15 protein-coding genes are annotated in these 18746 nt (G+C 67.0%); 6 read left to right on the top strand and 9 right to left on the bottom strand.

Annotated features, from left to right (window positions below; genetic code table 11):
• Window positions 1–58 precede the first annotated feature (58 nt).
• The 6 genes from LRC39_RS00415 to LRC39_RS00390 all read left to right on the top strand — a co-directional run bounded on the left by LRC39_RS00415 (window position 59) and on the right by LRC39_RS00390 (window position 9502).
• Entirely contained in the window at window positions 59–367 is a 309-nt protein-coding gene (locus tag LRC39_RS00415; RefSeq protein WP_011155648.1) for a hypothetical protein, read from the top strand.
• A 155-nt stretch (window positions 368–522) separates the two neighbouring features.
• A complete protein-coding gene (locus LRC39_RS00410) occupies window positions 523–1245 on the top strand; it encodes a nucleotidyltransferase family protein (protein WP_164637358.1) in 723 nt (240 codons plus the stop codon).
• A 75-nt stretch (window positions 1246–1320) separates the two neighbouring features.
• A complete protein-coding gene (addB, locus tag LRC39_RS00405; protein WP_346295986.1) occupies window positions 1321–4470 on the top strand; it encodes a double-strand break repair protein AddB in 3150 nt (1049 codons plus the stop codon).
• Window positions 4467–7952, top strand: coding sequence for a double-strand break repair helicase AddA (gene addA / locus LRC39_RS00400; protein ID WP_346295985.1), 3486 nt, complete (start codon window positions 4467–4469; stop codon window positions 7950–7952). The genes addB and addA overlap by 4 nt, the downstream gene beginning before the upstream one ends.
• Window positions 7953–8048: 96 nt before the next feature.
• Entirely contained in the window at window positions 8049–8369 is a 321-nt protein-coding gene (trxA, locus tag LRC39_RS00395; protein ID WP_011155644.1) for a thioredoxin, read from the top strand.
• 116 nt (window positions 8370–8485) lie between these two features.
• Window positions 8486–9502, top strand: coding sequence for an ATP-dependent DNA ligase (locus LRC39_RS00390; protein ID WP_346297557.1), 1017 nt, complete (start codon window positions 8486–8488; stop codon window positions 9500–9502).
• Window positions 9503–9511: 9 nt separating this feature from the next.
• Here LRC39_RS00390 and LRC39_RS00385 read toward each other — a convergent pair whose 3' ends face one another.
• From LRC39_RS00385 to rpsA, 9 genes are all read right to left on the bottom strand, one after another.
• Window positions 9512–10840, bottom strand: coding sequence for a bifunctional folylpolyglutamate synthase/dihydrofolate synthase (locus LRC39_RS00385; protein ID WP_346295984.1), 1329 nt, complete (start codon window positions 10838–10840; stop codon window positions 9512–9514).
• Window positions 10837–11820, bottom strand: coding sequence for an acetyl-CoA carboxylase, carboxyltransferase subunit beta (accD, locus tag LRC39_RS00380; protein ID WP_346295983.1), 984 nt, complete (start codon window positions 11818–11820; stop codon window positions 10837–10839). Before accD ends, LRC39_RS00385 begins: the two co-directional genes overlap by 4 nt.
• Window positions 11821–11929: 109 nt before the next feature.
• Window positions 11930–12766, bottom strand: coding sequence for a tryptophan synthase subunit alpha (gene trpA, locus LRC39_RS00375; RefSeq protein WP_346295982.1), 837 nt, complete (start codon window positions 12764–12766; stop codon window positions 11930–11932).
• A complete protein-coding gene (trpB, locus tag LRC39_RS00370) occupies window positions 12766–13980 on the bottom strand; it encodes a tryptophan synthase subunit beta (RefSeq protein WP_263990073.1) in 1215 nt (404 codons plus the stop codon). Before trpB ends, trpA begins: the two co-directional genes overlap by 1 nt.
• 13 nt (window positions 13981–13993) lie before the next feature.
• Window positions 13994–14635 carry a phosphoribosylanthranilate isomerase gene (locus LRC39_RS00365; protein ID WP_164571892.1) on the bottom strand — a complete coding sequence of 214 codons (642 nt, stop codon included), beginning with the start codon at window positions 14633–14635 and terminating at the stop codon, window positions 13994–13996.
• A 58-nt stretch (window positions 14636–14693) separates the two neighbouring features.
• Window positions 14694–15080, bottom strand: coding sequence for a lipopolysaccharide assembly protein LapA domain-containing protein (locus LRC39_RS00360; RefSeq protein ID WP_107342338.1), 387 nt, complete (start codon window positions 15078–15080; stop codon window positions 14694–14696).
• A gap of 37 nt (window positions 15081–15117) precedes the next feature.
• Window positions 15118–15432, bottom strand: coding sequence for an integration host factor subunit beta (locus LRC39_RS00355; protein WP_107342337.1), 315 nt, complete (start codon window positions 15430–15432; stop codon window positions 15118–15120).
• A 165-nt stretch (window positions 15433–15597) separates the two neighbouring features.
• Entirely contained in the window at window positions 15598–16578 is a 981-nt protein-coding gene (gene sppA / locus LRC39_RS00350) for a signal peptide peptidase SppA (RefSeq protein WP_107353705.1), read from the bottom strand.
• 229 nt (window positions 16579–16807) lie between these two features.
• On the bottom strand, window positions 16808–18505 hold the full coding sequence (gene rpsA, locus LRC39_RS00345) for a 30S ribosomal protein S1 (RefSeq protein WP_011155635.1): 1698 nt from the start codon (window positions 18503–18505) through the stop codon (window positions 16808–16810).
• Window positions 18506–18746 lie beyond the last annotated feature (241 nt).

Here is an 18746-nt window from a genome sequence, read left to right as displayed (position 1 = left end):
TTCCGGGGTCGCCGAGGCATGGCCCGGCGACGCCAAGACCGAACCGCAGGACTTCGAGATGGTTGCCGAACGCAATAAGGACGGCCGCGTCGTTTTCGATCGTGGGTTGCGCGCGCAGATGATGGCGATCGACGGCACTTGGCGCCGTCCCTGCCTGATCGAAGACGTCTCCGAGTTGGGTGCCAAGCTCACGGTCGAGGGAACGGTCGAGGGTCTCAACCTCAAGGAATTCTTCCTGCTGCTGTCGTCGACCGGACTGGCCTATCGCCGCTGCGAGCTGAGCTGGATCAACGGCGACCAGATCGGCGTCACCTTCCTGCGTCTCGACCGGAAGAAGAAGCGCGCGGCGCAAGTCGAGAACGCCTGAGCCGCGTCTGCGCTGCCTAATGCTCCCGCGCCGAACCGCGCGCCGTCGTATCGTCGTCATGATCGCCGACTACCCAATGACCGCCTCCGATAGACCGTTCGGAGCCGCGTGATACAATCGATTCGCGCCGCCCGGCGCGTTCCGAGTCGGAGACCATGACCGTTCGTCCCCACAAAGCCATGGTGCTGGCCGCCGGCCTCGGCCTGCGGATGCGCCCGCTCACCGATCATATGCCGAAGCCGCTGGTGCGCGTCGCCGGCCGTCCGTTGCTCGACCACGTGCTCGACCGGCTGGCCGAAGTCGGCGTCGCCGAAGCCGTCGTCAACGTCCACTATCTGCCGGATCAGATCATCGATCACGTCGCCGGGCGGACCAGCCCGCGGGTGATCATTTCGGACGAGCGCGATCAGGTGCTCGGCACCGGCGGCGCGGTGGTGAAGGCGCTGCCGCTGCTCGGCGATGCGCCGTTCTATCATCTCAATGCCGACACGATGTGGATCGACGGCGTGCGGCCGAATCTTGCGCGGCTCGCCGAAGCGTTCGATCCGGCCCGGATGGACATCCTGCTGCTGATGGCGCCGACCGCGAACAGCATCGGCTACGCGGGCAAGGGCGACTTTGCGATGAGCCCCGACGGCAGCCTGCACAAGCGCAAAGAGACCGAGGTGGTGCCGTTCGTCTATGCGGGCGCCGCGATCATGTCGCCGGCGATCTTCAAGGACGCGCCGCTGGGCGAGTTCTCGCTGACCAAGATGTTCGATCGCGCCGGCCAGCAGCATCGCCTGCACGGGCTGCGACTCGACGGCTTGTGGATGCATGTCGGCACGCCCGATGCGGTGCCTGCGGCCGAACGGGCGTATCTCGCCAGCGTCGCCTGAGAGGTCGGCCTGCGCCGGCCACCTCCTTTCGCCGGATTTGCCGTGCCATGATGGCGGAGGCGAATCAGGACATCGATGCACCTTTTCAGCGTTCCATCTTCGGCGCCGTTTTTGCGCACGACCATCGCGGCGCTGGTCGACGGCCGGCTGGTCGACGGTTTCGAGGCACGCACCGCGCCGGAGCGGCTTGCCGACGCCACGCTGTATCTGCCGACGCGCCGCGCCGGCCGGATGGCGCGCGAGATCTTCCTGGACGTGCTCGGTGCCGATGCCGTGCTGCTGCCGCGGATCGTCGCGCTCGGCGATATCGATGAAGATGAGCTGGCGTTTTCGCAGGTCGCATCTGGCCTCGCCGATCTGGAGATTCCGCCCGCGCTCGACGGGCTGCCGCGCCGGCTGTTGCTGGCGCAGCTGATCGCGAGCTGGGCGGCGCGGCTGAAGCCGGACGATCCGGCGCAGGCGCCGCTGGTGGTCGGCGGTCCGGCCTCGGCGCTGGCGCTCGCCGACGATATGGCGCGGCTGATCGACGATATGTCGACCCGCGGCGTCGACTGGTCGGCACTCGAGACATTGGTGCCCGATGCGTTCGATCGCTACTGGAGCCTGACGCTCGATTTTCTCAAGATCGCCGGCCACGCCTGGCCGCAATATCTGACAGAGACCGACCGGATCGAACCCGCGGCTCGCCGCGACCGGTTGATCGATGCCGAGGCGCAGCGGCTGGCGACCCAGCGCAGCGGTCCGGTGATTGCCGCCGGCTCGACCGGCTCGATGCCGGCGACCGCGAAGCTGCTCACCGCGATCGCGCGATTGCCTCACGGCGCGGTGGTACTGCCCGGCCTCGATGTCGATCTCGACGACGCGGCGTGGAATCTGATCGGCGGCAGCCGCGACCGGCAGGGCAAGCTCATCACGCCGCCGTCGCCGAACCATCCGCAATACGCCATGCATGGCCTGCTCGACCGGATGGGCGTGACACGCCGGGATGTGCAGCAGCTCGGCACGCCGGCCCGGCACGGCCGCCAACTCCTCGCCTCCGAGGCGCTGCGGCCGTCATCGGCGACGGCGGTGTGGCACGACCGGCTGAAGGATGCCGAGGTCGATCGTCTGATCGGCGAAGGCACTGACGGACTGACGCTGATCGAAGCGCCGAATTCGGAAGCCGAGGCGCTGGCGATCGCGGTGGTGCTGCGCGAGGCGCGTGAGCAGGGCAAGACCGCAGCGCTGGTCACGCCGGATCGCGCGCTGGCGCGCCGCGTCGTCGCCGCGCTCGGCCGCTGGCATCTGCCGGTCGACGATTCCGGCGGCGACTCGCTGATGGACACGCAGCCCGGCATTTTCGCACGGCTCGCGGCCGAGACGGCGCTCGAAGGTTGCGAACCGGCGACGCTGCTGGCGCTGCTCAAGCATCCGCTGCTGCGGCTCGGCCGCACCGATCATGGCTGGCGCAGCGCGATCGAGACGCTTGAACTGGCGTTGCTGCGTGGGCCACGGCCGCCCGCCGGCTGCGACGGGCTTACCAAAGAATTCGCGATCTTCCGGGAAGAGCTTGCCAAGCTGAAGCGCGGCGAGGCCAGCGCGCTGCATCCGTCCGAGCCGCGCACGCGATTGTCCGAACCGAGCCTCGATGAAGCGCAGCAACTGATCGCTCAGCTCAAGGCCGCGCTCGCGCCCTTGGAGACGTTCGGACCGAGCCCGCTCGACCTGTGCGAAATCGGCGCGCGGCATCGCGACGTCCTGAAGGCGTTGACGGCTGATCATGACGGCATCGTCGAAGCGTTCGAAGGCCCGCAAGGCTCGGCACTGCTGCGGGCATTCGACGATCTCGCCGCAGTCGGACCGGCGAGTGGCGTATTGGTCGCGGCGCGCGACTATGGCGAAGTGTTCGAGACCGCTTTCGGCGATCGCGTAGTCCGCCGTCCCGAACGTGCCGAAGCGCCGATCCGCATTTACGGTCCGCTCGAAGCCCGCCTGACGCAGCAGGATCGGGTTGTGCTCGGCGGCCTGGTCGAGGGTATCTGGCCGCCGGCGCCGCGGATCGACCCATGGCTGAGCCGCCCGATGCGGCACGAATTGGGCCTCGATCTGCCGGAGCGCCGCATCGGTTTGTCGGCACACGACTTTGCGCAGGCGCTCGGCGCCGACGAGGTGTTCATCACTCACGCCGCCAAGGTCGGCGGTGCGCCCGCAGTGGCGTCGCGCTTCCTGCACCGGCTCGAAGCGGTCGCCGGCGAGGATCGCTGGAAGGCGATGAGGGCGCGCGGGCAGACCTATCTGGACTACACGCACGAACTCGATCGCCCCGAGAGCGTGGCGCCGATCGCGCAGCCTGCACCGAGGCCGCCGCGGTTCGCGCGGCCGCTGAAACTGCCGGTGACGGCGATCGAGGATTGGCTGCGCGATCCGTATACGATCTACGCCAAGTACATCCTGCGCCTGTCGCCGCTCGATCCGGTCGACATGCCGCTGTCGGGCGCCGATCGCGGCTCCGCGATCCATGCGGCGCTCGGCGAATTCACCGAGCGCTACCAGGACGCTCTGCCCGACGATCCGGTAACGGCGCTGCGCCAAATCGGCCAGAAACACTTTGCGCCGCTGATGGACCATGCAGAGGCGCGCGCTCTGTGGTGGCCGCGCTTCCTGCGGATCGCCACCTGGTTTGCCGCGTGGGAGCAGCAGCGCCGCAATGGCGTCGTGCAGGTGCAGGCGGAGCGCCGCGGCACGCTGATGATCCCGCTTGGTGGCGAGCGCAATTTCGAACTGTCGGCGCGCGCCGACCGCATCGAACGGCGCGACGACGGCAGCTACGCGATCCTCGACTACAAGACCGGCCATCCGCCGACCGGCAAGCAGGTGCGGATGGGGCTGTCGCCGCAGCTCACACTGGAAGCGGCAATTCTGCGCGACGGTGGTTTTGCGGATATTCCGGCCGCGGCTTCAGTGAGCGAGCTTACTTACGTTAAGCTGAGCGGCAACACGCCGCCGGGCGATGAGCGCGTGCTCGAACTGAAGATCGAACGCAAGGATGAGCCGCAGCACCCCGACGATGCCGCTGATGAGGCGCGCGCCAAGCTGGAAGGATTAGTCCGCCGCTTCGAGGACGAGAAGCAGCCCTATCGCTCGCTGGTGCTATCGATGTGGTCGCAGCGCTACGGCACCTATGATGATCTGGCACGGATCAAGGAATGGTCGGCGGCCGGCGGTCGCGGAGACGCGTCGTCATGAGCCGCGTCATTCCCAACGAAGCCCGCGCCCGGCAGGAGATCGCCTCCGATCCGTCGGCGTCCGTGTTCGTCTCCGCCAATGCCGGCTCGGGCAAGACCCATGTGCTGGTGCAGCGCGTGATCCGGCTGCTGCTCGACGGCGTATCGCCTGAGCGCATCCTGTGTATCACCTTCACCAAGGCGGCCGCCGCCAACATGGCGGAGCGGGTGTTCACCACGCTCGGCCATTGGGTGAAGCTCGACGACGACGCGCTGTCCGACGCGATCCGCGCCACCGGCGTCAAAACGGTCGGGCCCTCACTGCTGGCGCAGGCGCGAAAACTATTCGCCTGCGCGTTGGAGACGCCCGGCGGGCTGAAGGTGCAGACCATCCACGCGCTGTGTACGCGGTTGCTGCAGCAGTTTCCGTTCGAGGCCAACGTGCCGGCGCGGTTCAGCGTGCTCGACGATCGCGATCAGGCCGAACTGATGCAGCGCGCCAGCCTCGACGTGCTGCTGCGCGCCGCCGCGGCGCCGGAGAGCGACGCCGGGCGGGCACTGGCGTTTGCGATGACGAGCGCCGCCGACGTCACCTTCCGCGATGTGGTGCAGGAGGCCTGCATGAGCCGCGATCGCTTCATGGCGTGGGTGGCGCAGGCAGGCAGCGTCGAGCGCGCGATGGCGCAATTGTCCGCGACTCTCGGCGTGGCGCCGGACGATAGCTGCGAAGCGGCCGATCGCGACATCGTCGATGGCCCGAACCTGCCGCGATCGGAATGGGCTGCGGTCGCGGCGACCTTCGAAGGCGGTAGCGCTAACGATCAGGCGCAGGGCAGGCGGTTGCGCGCCGCGCTGGCGCTGGCCGATGCGGCGCAGATCGAGGCTTATCTCCAGGTGTTCTTCACCAAGGATAGCGGCCTGCGCAAAAGCCTGATTACCAAAAAGCTCGGCGACGGCGCGCCGGGCCTCGCCGAAAGGCTGCAGCGCGAAGGCGCCCGGCTTGCCGGGTTGCTCGAACGACGCCGCGCATTGGCGTTGCGCGAACGCACGCGAGCGCTGCTGGTGATCGCCGCGCAGGTCGCGGGCAACATCGCACGCGAGAAGCGCGAGCGCGGTCTGCTCGATTACGACGACCTGATCGACAAGACGTTGGCAATGCTCGACAGCGGCGCTGCCGGGTGGGTGCATTTCAAGCTCGACCGCGGCGTCGATCAGGTGCTGATCGACGAGGCGCAGGATACCTCGCCGAAGCAGTGGAAGATCGTCGCCCGGCTGATCGATGAATTTACTGCGGGTGAAGGCGCCCGCGACGGCGTCCGGCGCACCATCTTCGCGGTCGGCGACGAGAAGCAGTCGATCTTCTCGTTCCAGGGCGCGGTGCCGAAGGAGTTCGCCGAGCAGCGCAACGAATTGCAGCGCCGATTCCATGGGGCCGGCCTGACCTTCGAGAAGGTCTCGTTCAACTACTCGTTCCGCTCCGGCGCCGCGATCCTGAAGTCGGTCGATCACGTATTTCGTGACCCGGCGATCTACCGCAGCATCCACGCCGACTCGACCTACCCGCTGCATCAGTCGCTCGCCGATGCCGGGCCGAGCCTGATCGATCTGTGGCCGCTCGAAGTTCCGGACGATCGTCAGCAGATCGAAGGCTGGCAGGCACCGTTTGACGCGGTGTCCGAAACCAGTCCCGAGGTCCGGCTTGCCGACAAGGTGCGGGCCGAGATCGGCGCGCTGATCGCGCGCGGCACCCAGACTGGGCCGATGGGCCGCCGCCGGCCGCTGAGCTATGGCGATGTGCTGATCCTGGTGCGGCGGCGCGGGTCCGCGTTCGATGCGGTGATCCAGGCGCTGAAGCGCGGCGGCATTCCGGTCGCGGGCGCCGACCGGCTGAAGCTGACCGAGCATATCGCAATCATCGACCTGATGAACCTCGCCGACGCGCTGCTGTTGCCGCAGGACGATCTGGCGCTCGCAGTGGCGCTGAAGAGCCCGCTGTTCGGGCTCGATGACGACGACCTGTTCAAGCTGGCCTGGCAGCGCAAGGGTTCGCTCCGTGCCGCGCTCACCGATCATGCCGCGGGCGATCAGAAGTTTGCGGCCGTGCAGCGCCGGCTGGAGAACTACGCGGCGCGGGCGCAGGCCGAAACGCCGTTCGGATTTTACGCCTGGCTGCTCGGCGGCGATGGCAGCGACAGCGGCCGCGCCCGAATCCTGCGCCGGCTCGGGCCGGAGGCCAACGATGCGCTCGACGAGTTTCTCGAACTGGCGCTGAGCTTCGAGCAGAAGCGCGCGCCGTCGCTGCAGGGCTTCATGGCGTGGCTGCGCGAGGCCGACACCGAGATCAAGCGCGACATGGAAATCTCCCGCGACGAAGTCCGGGTGATGACGGTGCACGGTGCCAAGGGGTTGGAAGCGCCGGTGGTGTTCCTGATCGACACCACTTCGTCGCCGGCCGACACCCAGCGGCTCAACCTGATCCGGCTGCCCGGCGGCAACGCCGCGCCGGGCTCGGTCGCCGCGATGGTGTGGGCGGGCCGCAAAACCGACGATCCGCACATCGTCGAGCAGGCGCGCAGCGCGATGATCGAGGAGACCGAGGACGAGTATCGCCGGCTGCTCTATGTCGCGATGACCCGCGCGGCCGACCGGCTGATTGTCGGCGGCTGCATGCCGGGCAACCGCAACGAGGTGCGGCCGCATTCCTGGTACGACCTGATCAGCAAGGGGCTGGAATCGTCCGGGCTGGTGATGCAGCCGGTCCCGCCCGACGGCGTGATCAAGCGCTACTGCCGCCCCGAGGACGTGATCGAGGAAACCGGCGCGGCGATGCCGAGCCGCGAGTCCGATGCACCGTCCCTGCCGGACTGGCTGCGCCGGCCGGCGCCCGGCCTGCCGTCCGCCGAACAGGTGTTGCGGCCCTCGGATGCCGACGATGATGATCGGCGCCGGTTGCGGCCAGGGGAATCCGACGCCAGTCGCAGCCGCGCGCTGCAGCGCGGCACCTTGGTGCACCGGCTGCTGCAATCGCTGCCGGAGATCGCCGCGGCCGATCGCTCTGGCGCGGCAGCCCGGTTTCTCAGCCGCAATGCGGCGGACTGGAGCGAGGAGGAGCGCGGCGCGCTCGCCGCCCAGGTCCTCGGGCTGATCGCCGATGCCAGGTTCGCGGCGGTGTTCGGTCCAGGCAGCCGCGCCGAAGTGCCGATTGTCGGCCGGCTGCAGCGGCGGGGCGGGCCGGTGCTGGTCTCCGGCCAGATCGACCGCTTGGTGGTGACCGAAACCGAGGTCCTGATCGTCGATTACAAGACCAACCACGCGCCGCCGCGGGTCGAGGTTGAGGCGCCGCGCAGTTACGTCCGCCAGCTCGCCCGCTACCGGGCGGTGCTCGGCGCGATCTATCCACAGCGCACTGTCCGGGCCGCTCTGCTCTGGACCGAAGCAGCTGAAATCATGGAGATTTCGGCCTCTGCGCTGGACGCGGAGCAGGCCGATCTGACGGTGCCGTGAGCCGTGCTTGACCGCACCGCGGCGCGTTCCTACGTTCACCCGTCATCACGGCGCGATTCCCGCCGCCGCTCTTCATCCGGTTTCACGAGGTATCCTATGGCCGTTGGTAAGGTGTCAGACGCCGATTTCGAAAACGAGGTTCTCAACGCCCAGGGGCCTGTGGTGGTGGACTTCTGGGCCGAGTGGTGCGGCCCGTGCCGCATGATCGCGCCGGCGCTCGACGAAATCGCCGGGGCGATGGGCGACAAGGTCAAGATCGTGAAGCTCAACGTCGACGAGAGCCCGGTCACCGCCTCGAAGTACGGCGTGATGTCGATCCCGACCCTGATGATCTTCAAGGGCGGCGAGATGGCCTCGCGCCAGGTCGGCGCCGCGCCGAAGGCCAAGCTGCAGCAGTGGATCAGCGCAGCGGTCTGAACTCAGGCGCGCCACGAACGTTCTGAAACGGCCGGCATTCCGCCGGCCGTTTTGCGTTTAGGGTGTCCTGCGTGGCGGCAAGAGCCAAGTCATCGAAGACCAAATCCGCCGCACCGATTGAGCCGATGGAGGCACGGTCGGTCGATGCAATCCCGACCGGATCGGAGTGGCAGTACGAGCCGAAATGGGACGGCTTCCGCTGCCTGATGGTACGGAGCGGCGATGTTATCGCGCTGTGGTCGAAATCGGGGGAAGACCTCACCCGCTACTTCCCCGAATTAGTTGCGGCGGCCCTGCAGCTCAAGGCCGAGCGCTTCGTGCTCGATGGTGAGATCGTCGTGCCGCAGCGGCGGACATTTTCGTTTGATGCGCTGCTGCAGCGGATACACCCCGCCGCAAGTCGCGTGAACAAGCTCTCGGTCGAGACGCCGGCGCTGCTGCTGGCGTTCGATCTGCTGGCGAGCCCGCGCGACGACGCGCTGGCGGCGCAGCCACTGACGCAGCGGCGCGAGGCTCTCGAAGTCTTTGCGAAGACGGAGTTCAAGGGCCACCCAACGTTCCGGCTATCACCGGCCACGACCAGTACCAAGCAGGCAGCGAAGTGGCTGGCGCAGGCAGGTGGCGGCTCCGACGGCGTGATCGCCAAGCGGCGCGACCTTGCTTATCAGTCCGGCAATCGCGACGGAATGCAGAAGATCAAGAGGTTTCGCAGCGCCGATTGCGTGGTTGGCGGCTTCCGCTACGCCAGCGCGCCGCTGGGTGGCCGCAAAGTGGTCGGCTCGCTGTTGCTCGGTCTCTATGACAAAGCCGGCCTGCTGCATCACGTCGGCTTCACCTCGGCGCTGAAGCGGGCCGAGAAACCGGCCTTAACCGACAAGCTGGAGAAGCTGCCCGGCGAGGGCTTCACCGGCAATGCGCCGGGCGGACCGAGCCGATGGTCGACGGCGCGCTCGGCTGAGTGGCAGCCGCTTGCTCCGAAGCTGGTGGTCGAAGTCTGCTACGATCATTTCAGCGGCGAACGCTTCCGCCATGGCACCAGTCTCCTGCGCTGGCGCCCCGACAAGGCGCCGCGGCAATGCACGATGGACCAGCTCGCGCAGAAGCTGGTCGATCCGATCACGCTGCTGGCCTGAGCCGAACGATTAGTTCGGCGGTGTGCCGTTGAGGCTCAGCACATGGCCGGCGAGATACAATGATCCGGCGATCATGATCCGCGGCGGGAGTTCGTAGGCCAGCGACGCGATGCGGCGCAGCGCGGCCGGGACGTCATCGGCCAGTTCGACCCGCAAGCCGAGCGCGCGGCCGGCGTCGGCGAGGCGCTCCGGCGGCATCGCGCCGTCGCGGTTCGGGATCGGCACCACGATCAGGTGCCGCGTCAGCCCGGTGAAGTTGGCGAGAAACGCGGCTGCGTCCTTGTTCGCCATCATCCCGGCGATCAGCACCAGCGGTCGCGATACGCGTTCTTCGAGATCGCCCAGCGCCGCGGCCGCGACGCGACCGCCGTCGGCATTGTGGCCGCCGTCGAGCCACAGCTCGCAGCCAGCCGGTGCGTCATCGAGCAGTTTGCCGGACGTGATCCGCTGCATCCGCGCCGGCCAGTCGGCCGCCAGCAGCCCGGCCTGATAGGCGTCTTGCGGAATCGTGAAGTGCGATTGCGCGCGTAGCGTCGCGATCGCGAGGCCAGCATTGTCGATCTGATGCCGGCCGAACAGTTTGGGCGCGGTGAGATCGAGCAGGCCGCGTTCGTCCTGATAGGCGAGCCGGCCGTGTTCGAGCTGGACGTGCCATTGCTGGCCGCAGGCGAACAGCGGAGCGCGCAGCCGCTTCGCCTCGCACTCGATCACCTCCATCGCCTCGTCGCGCTGCTCGGCGACGATCACCGGTGCGCCGCGGCGCAGGATGCCGGCCTTCTCGGCGGCGATGTCGGCGACGGTCGGGCCGAGAAACTCGGTGTGGTCGATGCCGATCGGCGTCAGCACGCAGGCGAGCGGATGCTCGATCACATTGGTAGCGTCGAGCCGGCCGCCAAGCCCGACTTCGAGCAGGGTGACATCGGCCGGATTCTGCGCGAACAGCCACAAGGCCGCGGCGGTCTCGATCTCGAACAGCGTGATCGGCGCTCCGGCATTGACGCGTTCGCAATGCGCCAGCGCGGCGATCAGCTCATCATCGCGGACCAGCCGGCCGGCGATCCGGACGGTCTCGTTGACGCGGACCAGATGCGGGGAGGTGTAGGCGTGGACCTTGAGGCCGGCGGCTTCCAGGATCGCGCGCAGGAACGCGACGGTCGAGCCCTTTCCGTTGGTGCCGGCGACATGGATCACCGGCGGGAGCTGACGTTCGGGATGGCCGAGCGCAGCGAGCAGCCGCTCGATCCGCCCGAGCGTAAGGTCGATCGCGACCGGATTCAGCCGCGCCAGGATCGCGCGCAATTCGCCGAGCGAAGCCGGCGGCGCGGTGCCTTCGCTCACGCCTGCGGCGCGGCCGGCTGGGCCGGCGGCTCGGTCGGCGCCGGAGCGGCGGGCGGCTCGGCGGCAGTGGTCTCCGGCTCGGCCTTGGCGGCGGCTTCGGCCGGAGCCTCGACCGCGGTGGTGACGGTCAGGGCCGGCGACTTGGTCAAGAGCCGGCACAGCCGCGCCAGGGTCGGACGCAGGTCGTGGCGATGCACCACCATGTCGACCATGCCGTGGTCTTTGAGATATTCGGCGCGCTGGAAGCCATCGGGCAGCTTCTCGCGGATGGTCTGCTCGATCACGCGGGCGCCGGCGAAGCCGATCAGCGCGCCCGGTTCGGCGATGTGGATGTCGCCGAGCATCGCGTAGGAGGCGGTGACGCCGCCGGTGGTCGGATTGGTCAGCACCACGATGTAGGGCAGCTTGGCTTCGCGCAGCATCTGCACCGCGACCGTGGTGCGCGGCATCTGCATCAGCGACAGGATGCCTTCCTGCATCCGCGCGCCGCCGGAGGCCGCGAACATGATGAAGGGCGCGTGTTTTTCGACCGCCAGCTCCATGCCGCGGATGATCGCTTCACCCGCCGCCATGCCGAGCGAGCCACCCATGAAGTCGAAGTCCTGGACGGCGACCACGACGGGCGAGGTTTCGAGCTTGCCGAAGCCGACGCGCACGGCGTCATGGGCGCCGGTCTTGGTGCGGGCATCCTTGATGCGGTCGGCGTATTTGCGCTCGTCGCGGAATTTCAGCGGGTCGGCCACGACTTCGGGCAGCGCGACGTCGTACCAGGTCTCGTTATCGAAGATCGAGCGCAGACGCGCCAGCGCGCCCATCCGCATGTGATAGTTGGAGCCGGGAATGACGAACTGGTTCTGCTCGACGTCCTTGTAGAACACGAGCTGCCCGGTATCCGGACATTTGATCCAGAGGTTCTCCGGAGTCTCGCGCCGCAGAATGTTGCGGATCTTCGGACGGACGACGTTGGTCAACCAGTTCATGACGTGCTCCGCGCGTCGCCGGACAGGGCGCCGCCTGGGTTCATGGCGTTGTCAGGATATGGCGGCGGGGCACGGCCCCGTCCAGACCACCGTCCTGCTTCGATTGCTGCTATTCCGCAGCCTGTTTCGCACCGCGAACGCCGGCCGCGAGCGAGGCGACCAGATCCGCCACCGCACCGACCGTGGCCTTGGTGGCGCGGCCTTCGGCGTCGAGGCTGGCCTTGAGCGCATCGATCAGCGCCGAACCGACCACCGCGCCGTTCGCCTGCGCGGCGATCGCTTGCGCGGCTTCCGGCGTGCGGATGCCGAAGCCGACGCAGACCGGCAGGTTGGTGTGACGCTTGATCCGCTGCACCGCGGCGCCGACCGCCGAGGCATCCGCCGAGGCCGATCCGGTGATGCCGGTGATCGAGACGTAATAGACGAAGCCCGAAGTGTTGGCGAGCACCGCCGGCAACCGCTTTTCGTCGGTGGTCGGGGTGGCGAGGCGGATGAAGTTAAGCCCGGCCTTCATGGCCGGCAGGCACAGTTCCTCATCCTCTTCCGGCGGCAGGTCGACGATGATCAGGCCGTCGACGCCGGCCTGCTTGGCGTCGGCCAGGAAGGCATCGACGCCGTAGATGTAGATCGGGTTGTAGTACCCCATCAGCACCAGCGGCGTAACGTTGTCGGTGGCGCGGAAGTCGCGGACCAGCCCCAGCGTCTTCTTCAGCGTGGTGCCGGTCTTCAGGGCGCGCAGGCCGGCGGCCTGGATCGCCGGACCGTCCGCCATCGGGTCAGTGAACGGCATGCCGATCTCGATCACGTCGGCGCCTGCGGCCGGCAGTGCCTTGAGGATCTGCAGCGAGGTGTCGAGATCGGGGTCGCCCGCCATCACGAAGGTGACGAGTGCCGGGCGGCCCTGCTGCTTCAGCTCACCGAAGCGGGTGTCGATGCGGGTGGTCATCAGAACTTGCCCCCGAGATGTTCGGCAACCGACGCGAGGTCCTTGTCGCCGCGGCCGGACATGTTGACGACCATCAGGTGATCCTTCGGCAGCTTGGGTGCGAGGTCGGCGACCTTGGCGAGCGCGTGGCTCGGCTCCAGCGCCGGGATGATGCCCTCGAGCCGGCAGCACAGCTTGAACGCGTCGAGCGCTTCGGTGTCAGTGGCGGACAGGAAGTTGACGCGGCCGACATCGTGCAGCCAGGAGTGCTCGGGGCCGACGCCCGGATAATCGAGGCCGGCGGAGATCGAATGCGCTTCCTCGATCTGGCCGTCCGCATCCATCAGCAGATAAGTGCGGTTGCCGTGCAGCACGCCCGGCTTGCCGCCGGCGATCGACGCCGCGTGCAGCTTGTCCAGACCGTGGCCGGCGGCTTCGACGCCGTAGATCGCCACGCCTGGATCGTCGAGGAACGGATGGAACAGCCCCATCGCGTTGGAGCCGCCGCCGATGCAGGCAACCAGCGAGTCGGGCAGGCGGCCTTCGGCCTGCATGATCTGCTCGCGGACTTCCTGACCGATCACCGCCTGGAAGTCGCGCACGATCATCGGATAGGGGTGCGGGCCGGCGACCGTGCCGATGCAATAGAAGGTGTTGTGGACGTTGGTGACCCAGTCACGCAGCGCCTCGTTCATCGCGTCCTTCAGCGTGTTGGCGCCGGAGGTGACGGGGCGGACTTCGGCGCCGAGCGCCTTCATCCGCAGCACGTTGGGCTGCTGGCGTTCGACGTCGACCGCACCCATGAACACCACGCATTCGAGACCGAACTTGGCGCACATCGTCGCGGTGGCGACGCCGTGCATGCCGGCGCCGGTCTCGGCGATCACCCGCGGCTTGCCCATGCGCTTGGCCAGCATGATCTGGCCGAGCACGTTGTTCACCTTGTGGGCGCCGGTGTGGTTGAGGTCTTCGCGCTTGAAGTAGATCTTGGCCCCGCCGAAATGCTCGGTCAGCCGCTCGGCGAAATACAGCGCCGAGGGACGTCCGACATAGTGCTTGAGATGGCCGTCCATCTCGGCGCGAAACGCCGGATCGACCTTGGCTTCCGCGTAGGCCTTTTCCAGATCGAGGATCAGCGGCATCAGCGTCTCGGCGACGAAGCGGCCGCCATAGATGCCGAAATGCCCGCGCTCGTCGGGGCCGGACCGGAAGGAATTCGGCAAAGCTTGGTTCATGTCAGCTCTTGGGTTAGGCCGCGCGTGCGGCGCGGATGAAGTCGCGGATCAGGTCCGGGTCCTTTTCGCCGGGGGAGGTTTCAACCCCCGACGATACGTCGACGCCCTGCGCGCGCGTCACCCGCAGCGCTTCGGCGACGTTGCCGGCGTTGATCCCACCGGAGACCAGAAACGGCAGTTTGAGATTGACGCCGTCGAGCAGCTTCCAGTCGAACGTTGCACCGAGCCCGCCGGGGCGGGTGGCGTCCTTCGGCGGCCGCGCGTCGAACAGGATGCGGTCGGCCACCGCCGCGTAGTCCGGCAGCACTGAAAGATCTTCCGGGCCCGCGACCGCGATCGCTTTCATCACCGGCAGACCGTAGATGCGCTTGATCGAACGCACCCGCTCCGGGCTCTCGCTGCCGTGGAATTGCAGCCAGTTCGGCCGCAGCTGCTCGACGATGGCGTCGAGCAGGTCGTCGTCGGCATCGACGGTGAGCGCGACCTTGGCGGCACGGCTGCGGACTTGACGGCCGAGCGCATCGGCGAAGTCGATGTCGAGGTGACGCGGCGAAGCGGGAAAGAACACGAAGCCGACCATGTCGGCGCCGGCTTCGACCGCTGCTTCCAGCGTGTCGGCGGTCGTCAGACCGCAGATTTTTACAATTGTGGACATGGCTGTGCGCTGAATCTGGGTTGCCGGCGCGCCAGGGCGCCGCAGAGAATGCGCAGTCTTACAACGTCGCGCGGGACTTGTCGCGCCCGGCGCCGCTGGAACCGCTCTCGAGCAGCAGCCGGCGCGGCTCGCTCTGCGCGGGCGTGGCGATGCTGGCACGCAGGCTGGCGAGCTGGTTCTGGGCTTCGATCGCTTCGGCCTGATGCCGGCGGGCGGCGCGTCGCCAGCGCCGTTGTCCGAACCAGGTGGCGATACCGCCGAGGATGACGCCGACGATGGCGGTAACGATGATCACGACGAACAGCGGCAGTCGGATGTGACCGAGCGGGTTGCTGGGGTCGAGCGGATCGAACGAGACGTCGACCATGTGGCGGTTGGCGACCGCGAACACCACGAGGATCAAACCGAGCGGGATCAGCACCAGGGCCGTCAGGAATTTCTGCATGTCATTCGCTCGCCTGGCTCGGCAATGGGGCGTCGCGCTACGCGGTATCGCTGGTTTCAGCGTCGTCGCCGCCGTCGCGGTTCAGGCGCTCACGCATTTCCTTGCCGGTCTTAAAAAACGGCACGGTCTTCTGCTCGACCGGCACATGAGCCCCGGTGCGCGGATTGCGCCCGGCGCGTGCCGGACGATGCTTCACCGAGAATGCGCCAAAGCCGCGAAGCTCGACCCGATCCCCACGCGCCAATGCTTCGACGATCTCATCGAGGATCGCGTTGACGATGTTCTCGACGTCCCGCTGATACAGGTGCGGGTTGTGCTCGGCGATACGCTGAACGAGTTCGGATTTGATCATCGAGGATGTGGTCCGTGCGTGCGGACCGCCATTTCCGTGAAAATGCCGTGAACTGTCAAGACGCTAAATCGGACAGACGCCCCGGCGAAGGGCGTCCGATGGGCGTCATTGAACCCGCTTTCAGGGTCAAAATACCGCACGGGCTGCACGCCCCGCGGGCAGAGATCACTGACCCGCGGACGGCGCCCACAGCGCCAGCATGCCGTCGAGGCCGAGCCGTTCGACCGACTGCATCGCGCCGGTCTGCTCGACGCGGCGCGCGATCATGCCGAGGCCTGCAGCGTCGAACGCGACAGAGGCTGCGGCGCGCAGGAAGGTGAGGTCGCCGAATTGCGGTGAGAGCTTGTAGTCGCGCACCGGCAGGCCGGATTTGACGTTCTTGGCCTTCTCCAGCCACGCGATCGCGGTCTTCTCGTCGCCGAGTTCGTCGATCAGTTTGAGCCCTACGGCCTGGCGTCCGGTGAACACCCGGCCGTCGGCGACGACGTTGAGCTGATCGTCAGTCATCTTGCGGCTCTGCTGCACCATGCCGCGGAACCACGCGTAGGAATCCTTCACCAGCGCCTCGATGGCGGCGCGTGCCTCAGGACTGGTCGGCTCGAAACCGTTCGGCGCAGCCTTCAGCGGCGACGATTTTACTTCCTCGACCTTGACGCCGACGGTCTTCAGCAGCTCGGACACGTTCGGATATTGGAACAGCACGCCGATCGAACCGACCAACGAAGTCTGCTGTGCGACGATGTGCTCGGAGGCCAGCGCGGCGATATAGCCGCCGGAGGCGGCGAGCCCTTCGACCACCACGACCATCGGCTTCTTCGCCTTCAGCCGCGCCAGCGCGTCGTGCAATTCCTCGGAGCCCGCGGTGGTGCCGCCGGGCGAATTGATGTGGACGATCACGGCCGAGTAGGACGACTTGCCGAGCCGGTCGAGCGCTTCGACACGCTCGTCGTTGCTGCGGATCAGCCCCTCGATCTTGATGCGGGCGATCGAGCCGGTCGAGGTGAGCGCGCCGCGCCCTGCCGGCGACACCATCGCACCGATCGCCACCACGGCGACGATCGCGACCAGCACAGCCGCCACGCGCCAGAACGTCAGCTTCCTTCGCATCCGGCGGCGATCGACGATCACATCGGAATCAAGCGACATCAGCGGTTCTCCGGTCGGCGCTATCGTTTCGGTTGTCGGATGGGATCGTTGCCGTCCCATGAGCGAAATACATCAATTACAATCCAATATGAAGAAAACATGGTTCGTGCGGCAGCCTGCCCGCACCGCTGCGACCACTTGGCGCCGGCCGTCGCATGGCGGGTCACGCGCAACGAAAAAGGGCCCCGGCAATGCCGGAGCCCTGGATGTCGTGAGGTAAGCCTGAGGCTTACTTGTCGCGCTGCTTGAGCGCGGTGCCGAGAATGTCGCCCAGCGTCGCGCCCGAATCGGACGAGCCGTACTGCGCGATGGCTTCCTTCTCCTCGGCCACTTCCAGCGCCTTGATCGACACCTGGACCTTGCGGGCCTTCTTGTCGAACTGGATGACGCGGGCGTCGACCTTCTCACCAACCGCGAAGCGGTCGCTGCGCTGGTCGTTGCGGTCGCGTGCCAGCTCCGAGCGCTTGATGAAGGTGTTGAAGTCGGTGCCGACGATCTGCACGTCGATGCCGCTTTCCTTCACGTCGAGCACTTCGCAGGTCACGACAGCGCCCTTCTTGACGTCGCCCGGCTCGGCGAAGGGGTCGCCTTCGAGCTGCTTGACGCCGAGCGAGATGCGCTCCTTTTCGACGTCCACGTCGAGCACCACGGCCTTGACCATGTCGCCCTTCTTGAAGTTGTCGATCACCTGCTCGCCCGGCAGCTTCCAGTCGAGGTCCGAGAGGTGGACCATGCCGTCGACGTCGCCGTCGAGACCCAGGAACAGACCGAACTCGGTCTTGTTCTTGACCTCGCCTTCGACGGTCGAACCGACCGGATGCTTCTCGACGAACACTTCCCACGGATTGCGCATGGTCTGCTTGAGACCGAGCGAGATACGGCGCTTGACCGAATCCACCTCGAGCACCTGCACTTCGACTTCCTGAGAGGTCGAAACGATCTTGCCGGGGTGCATGTTCTTCTTGGTCCACGACATCTCGGAGACGTGGATCAGGCCTTCGATGCCCGGCTCGAGCTCGACGAACGCACCGTAGTCGGTGATGTTGGTCACGCGGCCGGTGAAGCGCGCGTTCAGCGGGTACTTGGCCTCGATGCCCTGCCACGGATCGTCCAGCAGCTGCTTCATGCCGAGCGAGATGCGGTGGGTCTCGTGGTTGATCTTGATGATCTTGACCTTGACGGTCTGGCCGATCGTCAGCACCTCGGTCGGGTGATTGACCCGGCGCCAGGCGATATCGGTCACGTGCAGCAGGCCGTCGATGCCGCCGAGGTCAACGAACGCACCGTAATCGGTGATGTTCTTGACGACGCCGTCGATCACCTGACCCTCTTCGAGGTTCTGCACCAGCTCCTGGCGCTGCTCGGCGCGGGTCTCTTCCAGCACGGTCCGGCGCGACACGACGATGTTGCCACGGCGGCGATCCATCTTGAGGATCTGGAACGGCTGCGAGTTGTTCATCAGCGGCGCAACGTCGCGGATCGGACGGATGTCGACCTGCGAGCGCGGCAGGAACGCCACGGCGCCGTCGAGGTCGACCGTGAAGCCGCCCTTGACCTGATTGAAGATGACGCCGAACACCTTCTCGTTGTTCTGGAAGGCCTTCTCGAGCTTGCCCCAGCTCTCTTCGCGGCGCGCCTTGTCGCGCGACAGCACGGCTTCGCCAAGCGCATTCTCGATCCGATCGAGGAACACCTCGACGGTATCGCCGACCTTGATCTCGTTGTCGCGGCCCGGACCTGCGAATTCGCGCAGCGGCACGCGGCCTTCGGTCTTCAGGCCGACGTCAATGACGGCCATGTCCTTCTCGATCGCGACGACCTTGCCCTTGATAACAGAGCTTTCCTGCAGGTTGCCGCCGGCGAAGGACTCGTCGAGCATCGCGGCGAAATCGTCGCGGGTCGGGTTGTAAGTGTCAGTCGAAGCCATTTGTTCTCCAGATGCGGATGTCGCCGGCAGTTCGGTTGAGGGCCGTCTCGCGCGCACAGTGTCAGGGGTCCGCGAACCTGACGACCGCCCAGCACATCAGTGCGGAGCGGGCCGGCAGCATGCCTGCACGGTCGAGACGTTGATCCGCGGTGAAGCGGATCGCAGATTGGGGCATTCCAGCAGAACGTCCGGCGGCAAAAGAAGCGACGAATCCGAGATGGATCTCGCGGTCTTCATCCGG

Origin of the sequence: Rhodopseudomonas sp. P1, from assembly GCF_039642825.1 — a bacterium.
GTDB classification, from domain to species: Bacteria; Pseudomonadota; Alphaproteobacteria; order Rhizobiales; family Xanthobacteraceae; genus Rhodopseudomonas; species Rhodopseudomonas palustris_H.
Note: the sequence above shows the minus strand (reverse complement) of the source record. Positions and strands in the feature narration are given on the sequence as shown.

What these genes read in the sequence shown, in the direction of transcription:
- LRC39_RS00415 (WP_011155648.1), top strand. Translation starts at nt 59, where the DNA reads ATGGTTGCCGAACGCAATAAGGACGGCCGCGTCGTTTTCGATCGTGGG.
- LRC39_RS00410 (WP_164637358.1), top strand. Translation starts at nt 523, where the DNA reads ATGACCGTTCGTCCCCACAAAGCCATGGTGCTGGCCGCCGGCCTCGGC.
- addB (WP_346295986.1), top strand. Translation starts at nt 1,321, where the DNA reads ATGCACCTTTTCAGCGTTCCATCTTCGGCGCCGTTTTTGCGCACGACC.
- addA (WP_346295985.1), top strand. Translation starts at nt 4,467, where the DNA reads ATGAGCCGCGTCATTCCCAACGAAGCCCGCGCCCGGCAGGAGATCGCC.
- trxA (WP_011155644.1), top strand. Translation starts at nt 8,049, where the DNA reads ATGGCCGTTGGTAAGGTGTCAGACGCCGATTTCGAAAACGAGGTTCTC.
- accD (WP_346295983.1), bottom strand. Translation starts at nt 11,820, where the DNA reads ATGAACTGGTTGACCAACGTCGTCCGTCCGAAGATCCGCAACATTCTG.
- trpA (WP_346295982.1), bottom strand. Translation starts at nt 12,766, where the DNA reads ATGACCACCCGCATCGACACCCGCTTCGGTGAGCTGAAGCAGCAGGGC.
- trpB (WP_263990073.1), bottom strand. Translation starts at nt 13,980, where the DNA reads ATGAACCAAGCTTTGCCGAATTCCTTCCGGTCCGGCCCCGACGAGCGC.
- LRC39_RS00365 (WP_164571892.1), bottom strand. Translation starts at nt 14,635, where the DNA reads ATGTCCACAATTGTAAAAATCTGCGGTCTGACGACCGCCGACACGCTG.
- LRC39_RS00360 (WP_107342338.1), bottom strand. Translation starts at nt 15,080, where the DNA reads ATGCAGAAATTCCTGACGGCCCTGGTGCTGATCCCGCTCGGTTTGATC.
- LRC39_RS00355 (WP_107342337.1), bottom strand. Translation starts at nt 15,432, where the DNA reads ATGATCAAATCCGAACTCGTTCAGCGTATCGCCGAGCACAACCCGCAC.
- sppA (WP_107353705.1), bottom strand. Translation starts at nt 16,578, where the DNA reads ATGTCGCTTGATTCCGATGTGATCGTCGATCGCCGCCGGATGCGAAGG.
- rpsA (WP_011155635.1), bottom strand. Translation starts at nt 18,505, where the DNA reads ATGGCTTCGACTGACACTTACAACCCGACCCGCGACGATTTCGCCGCG.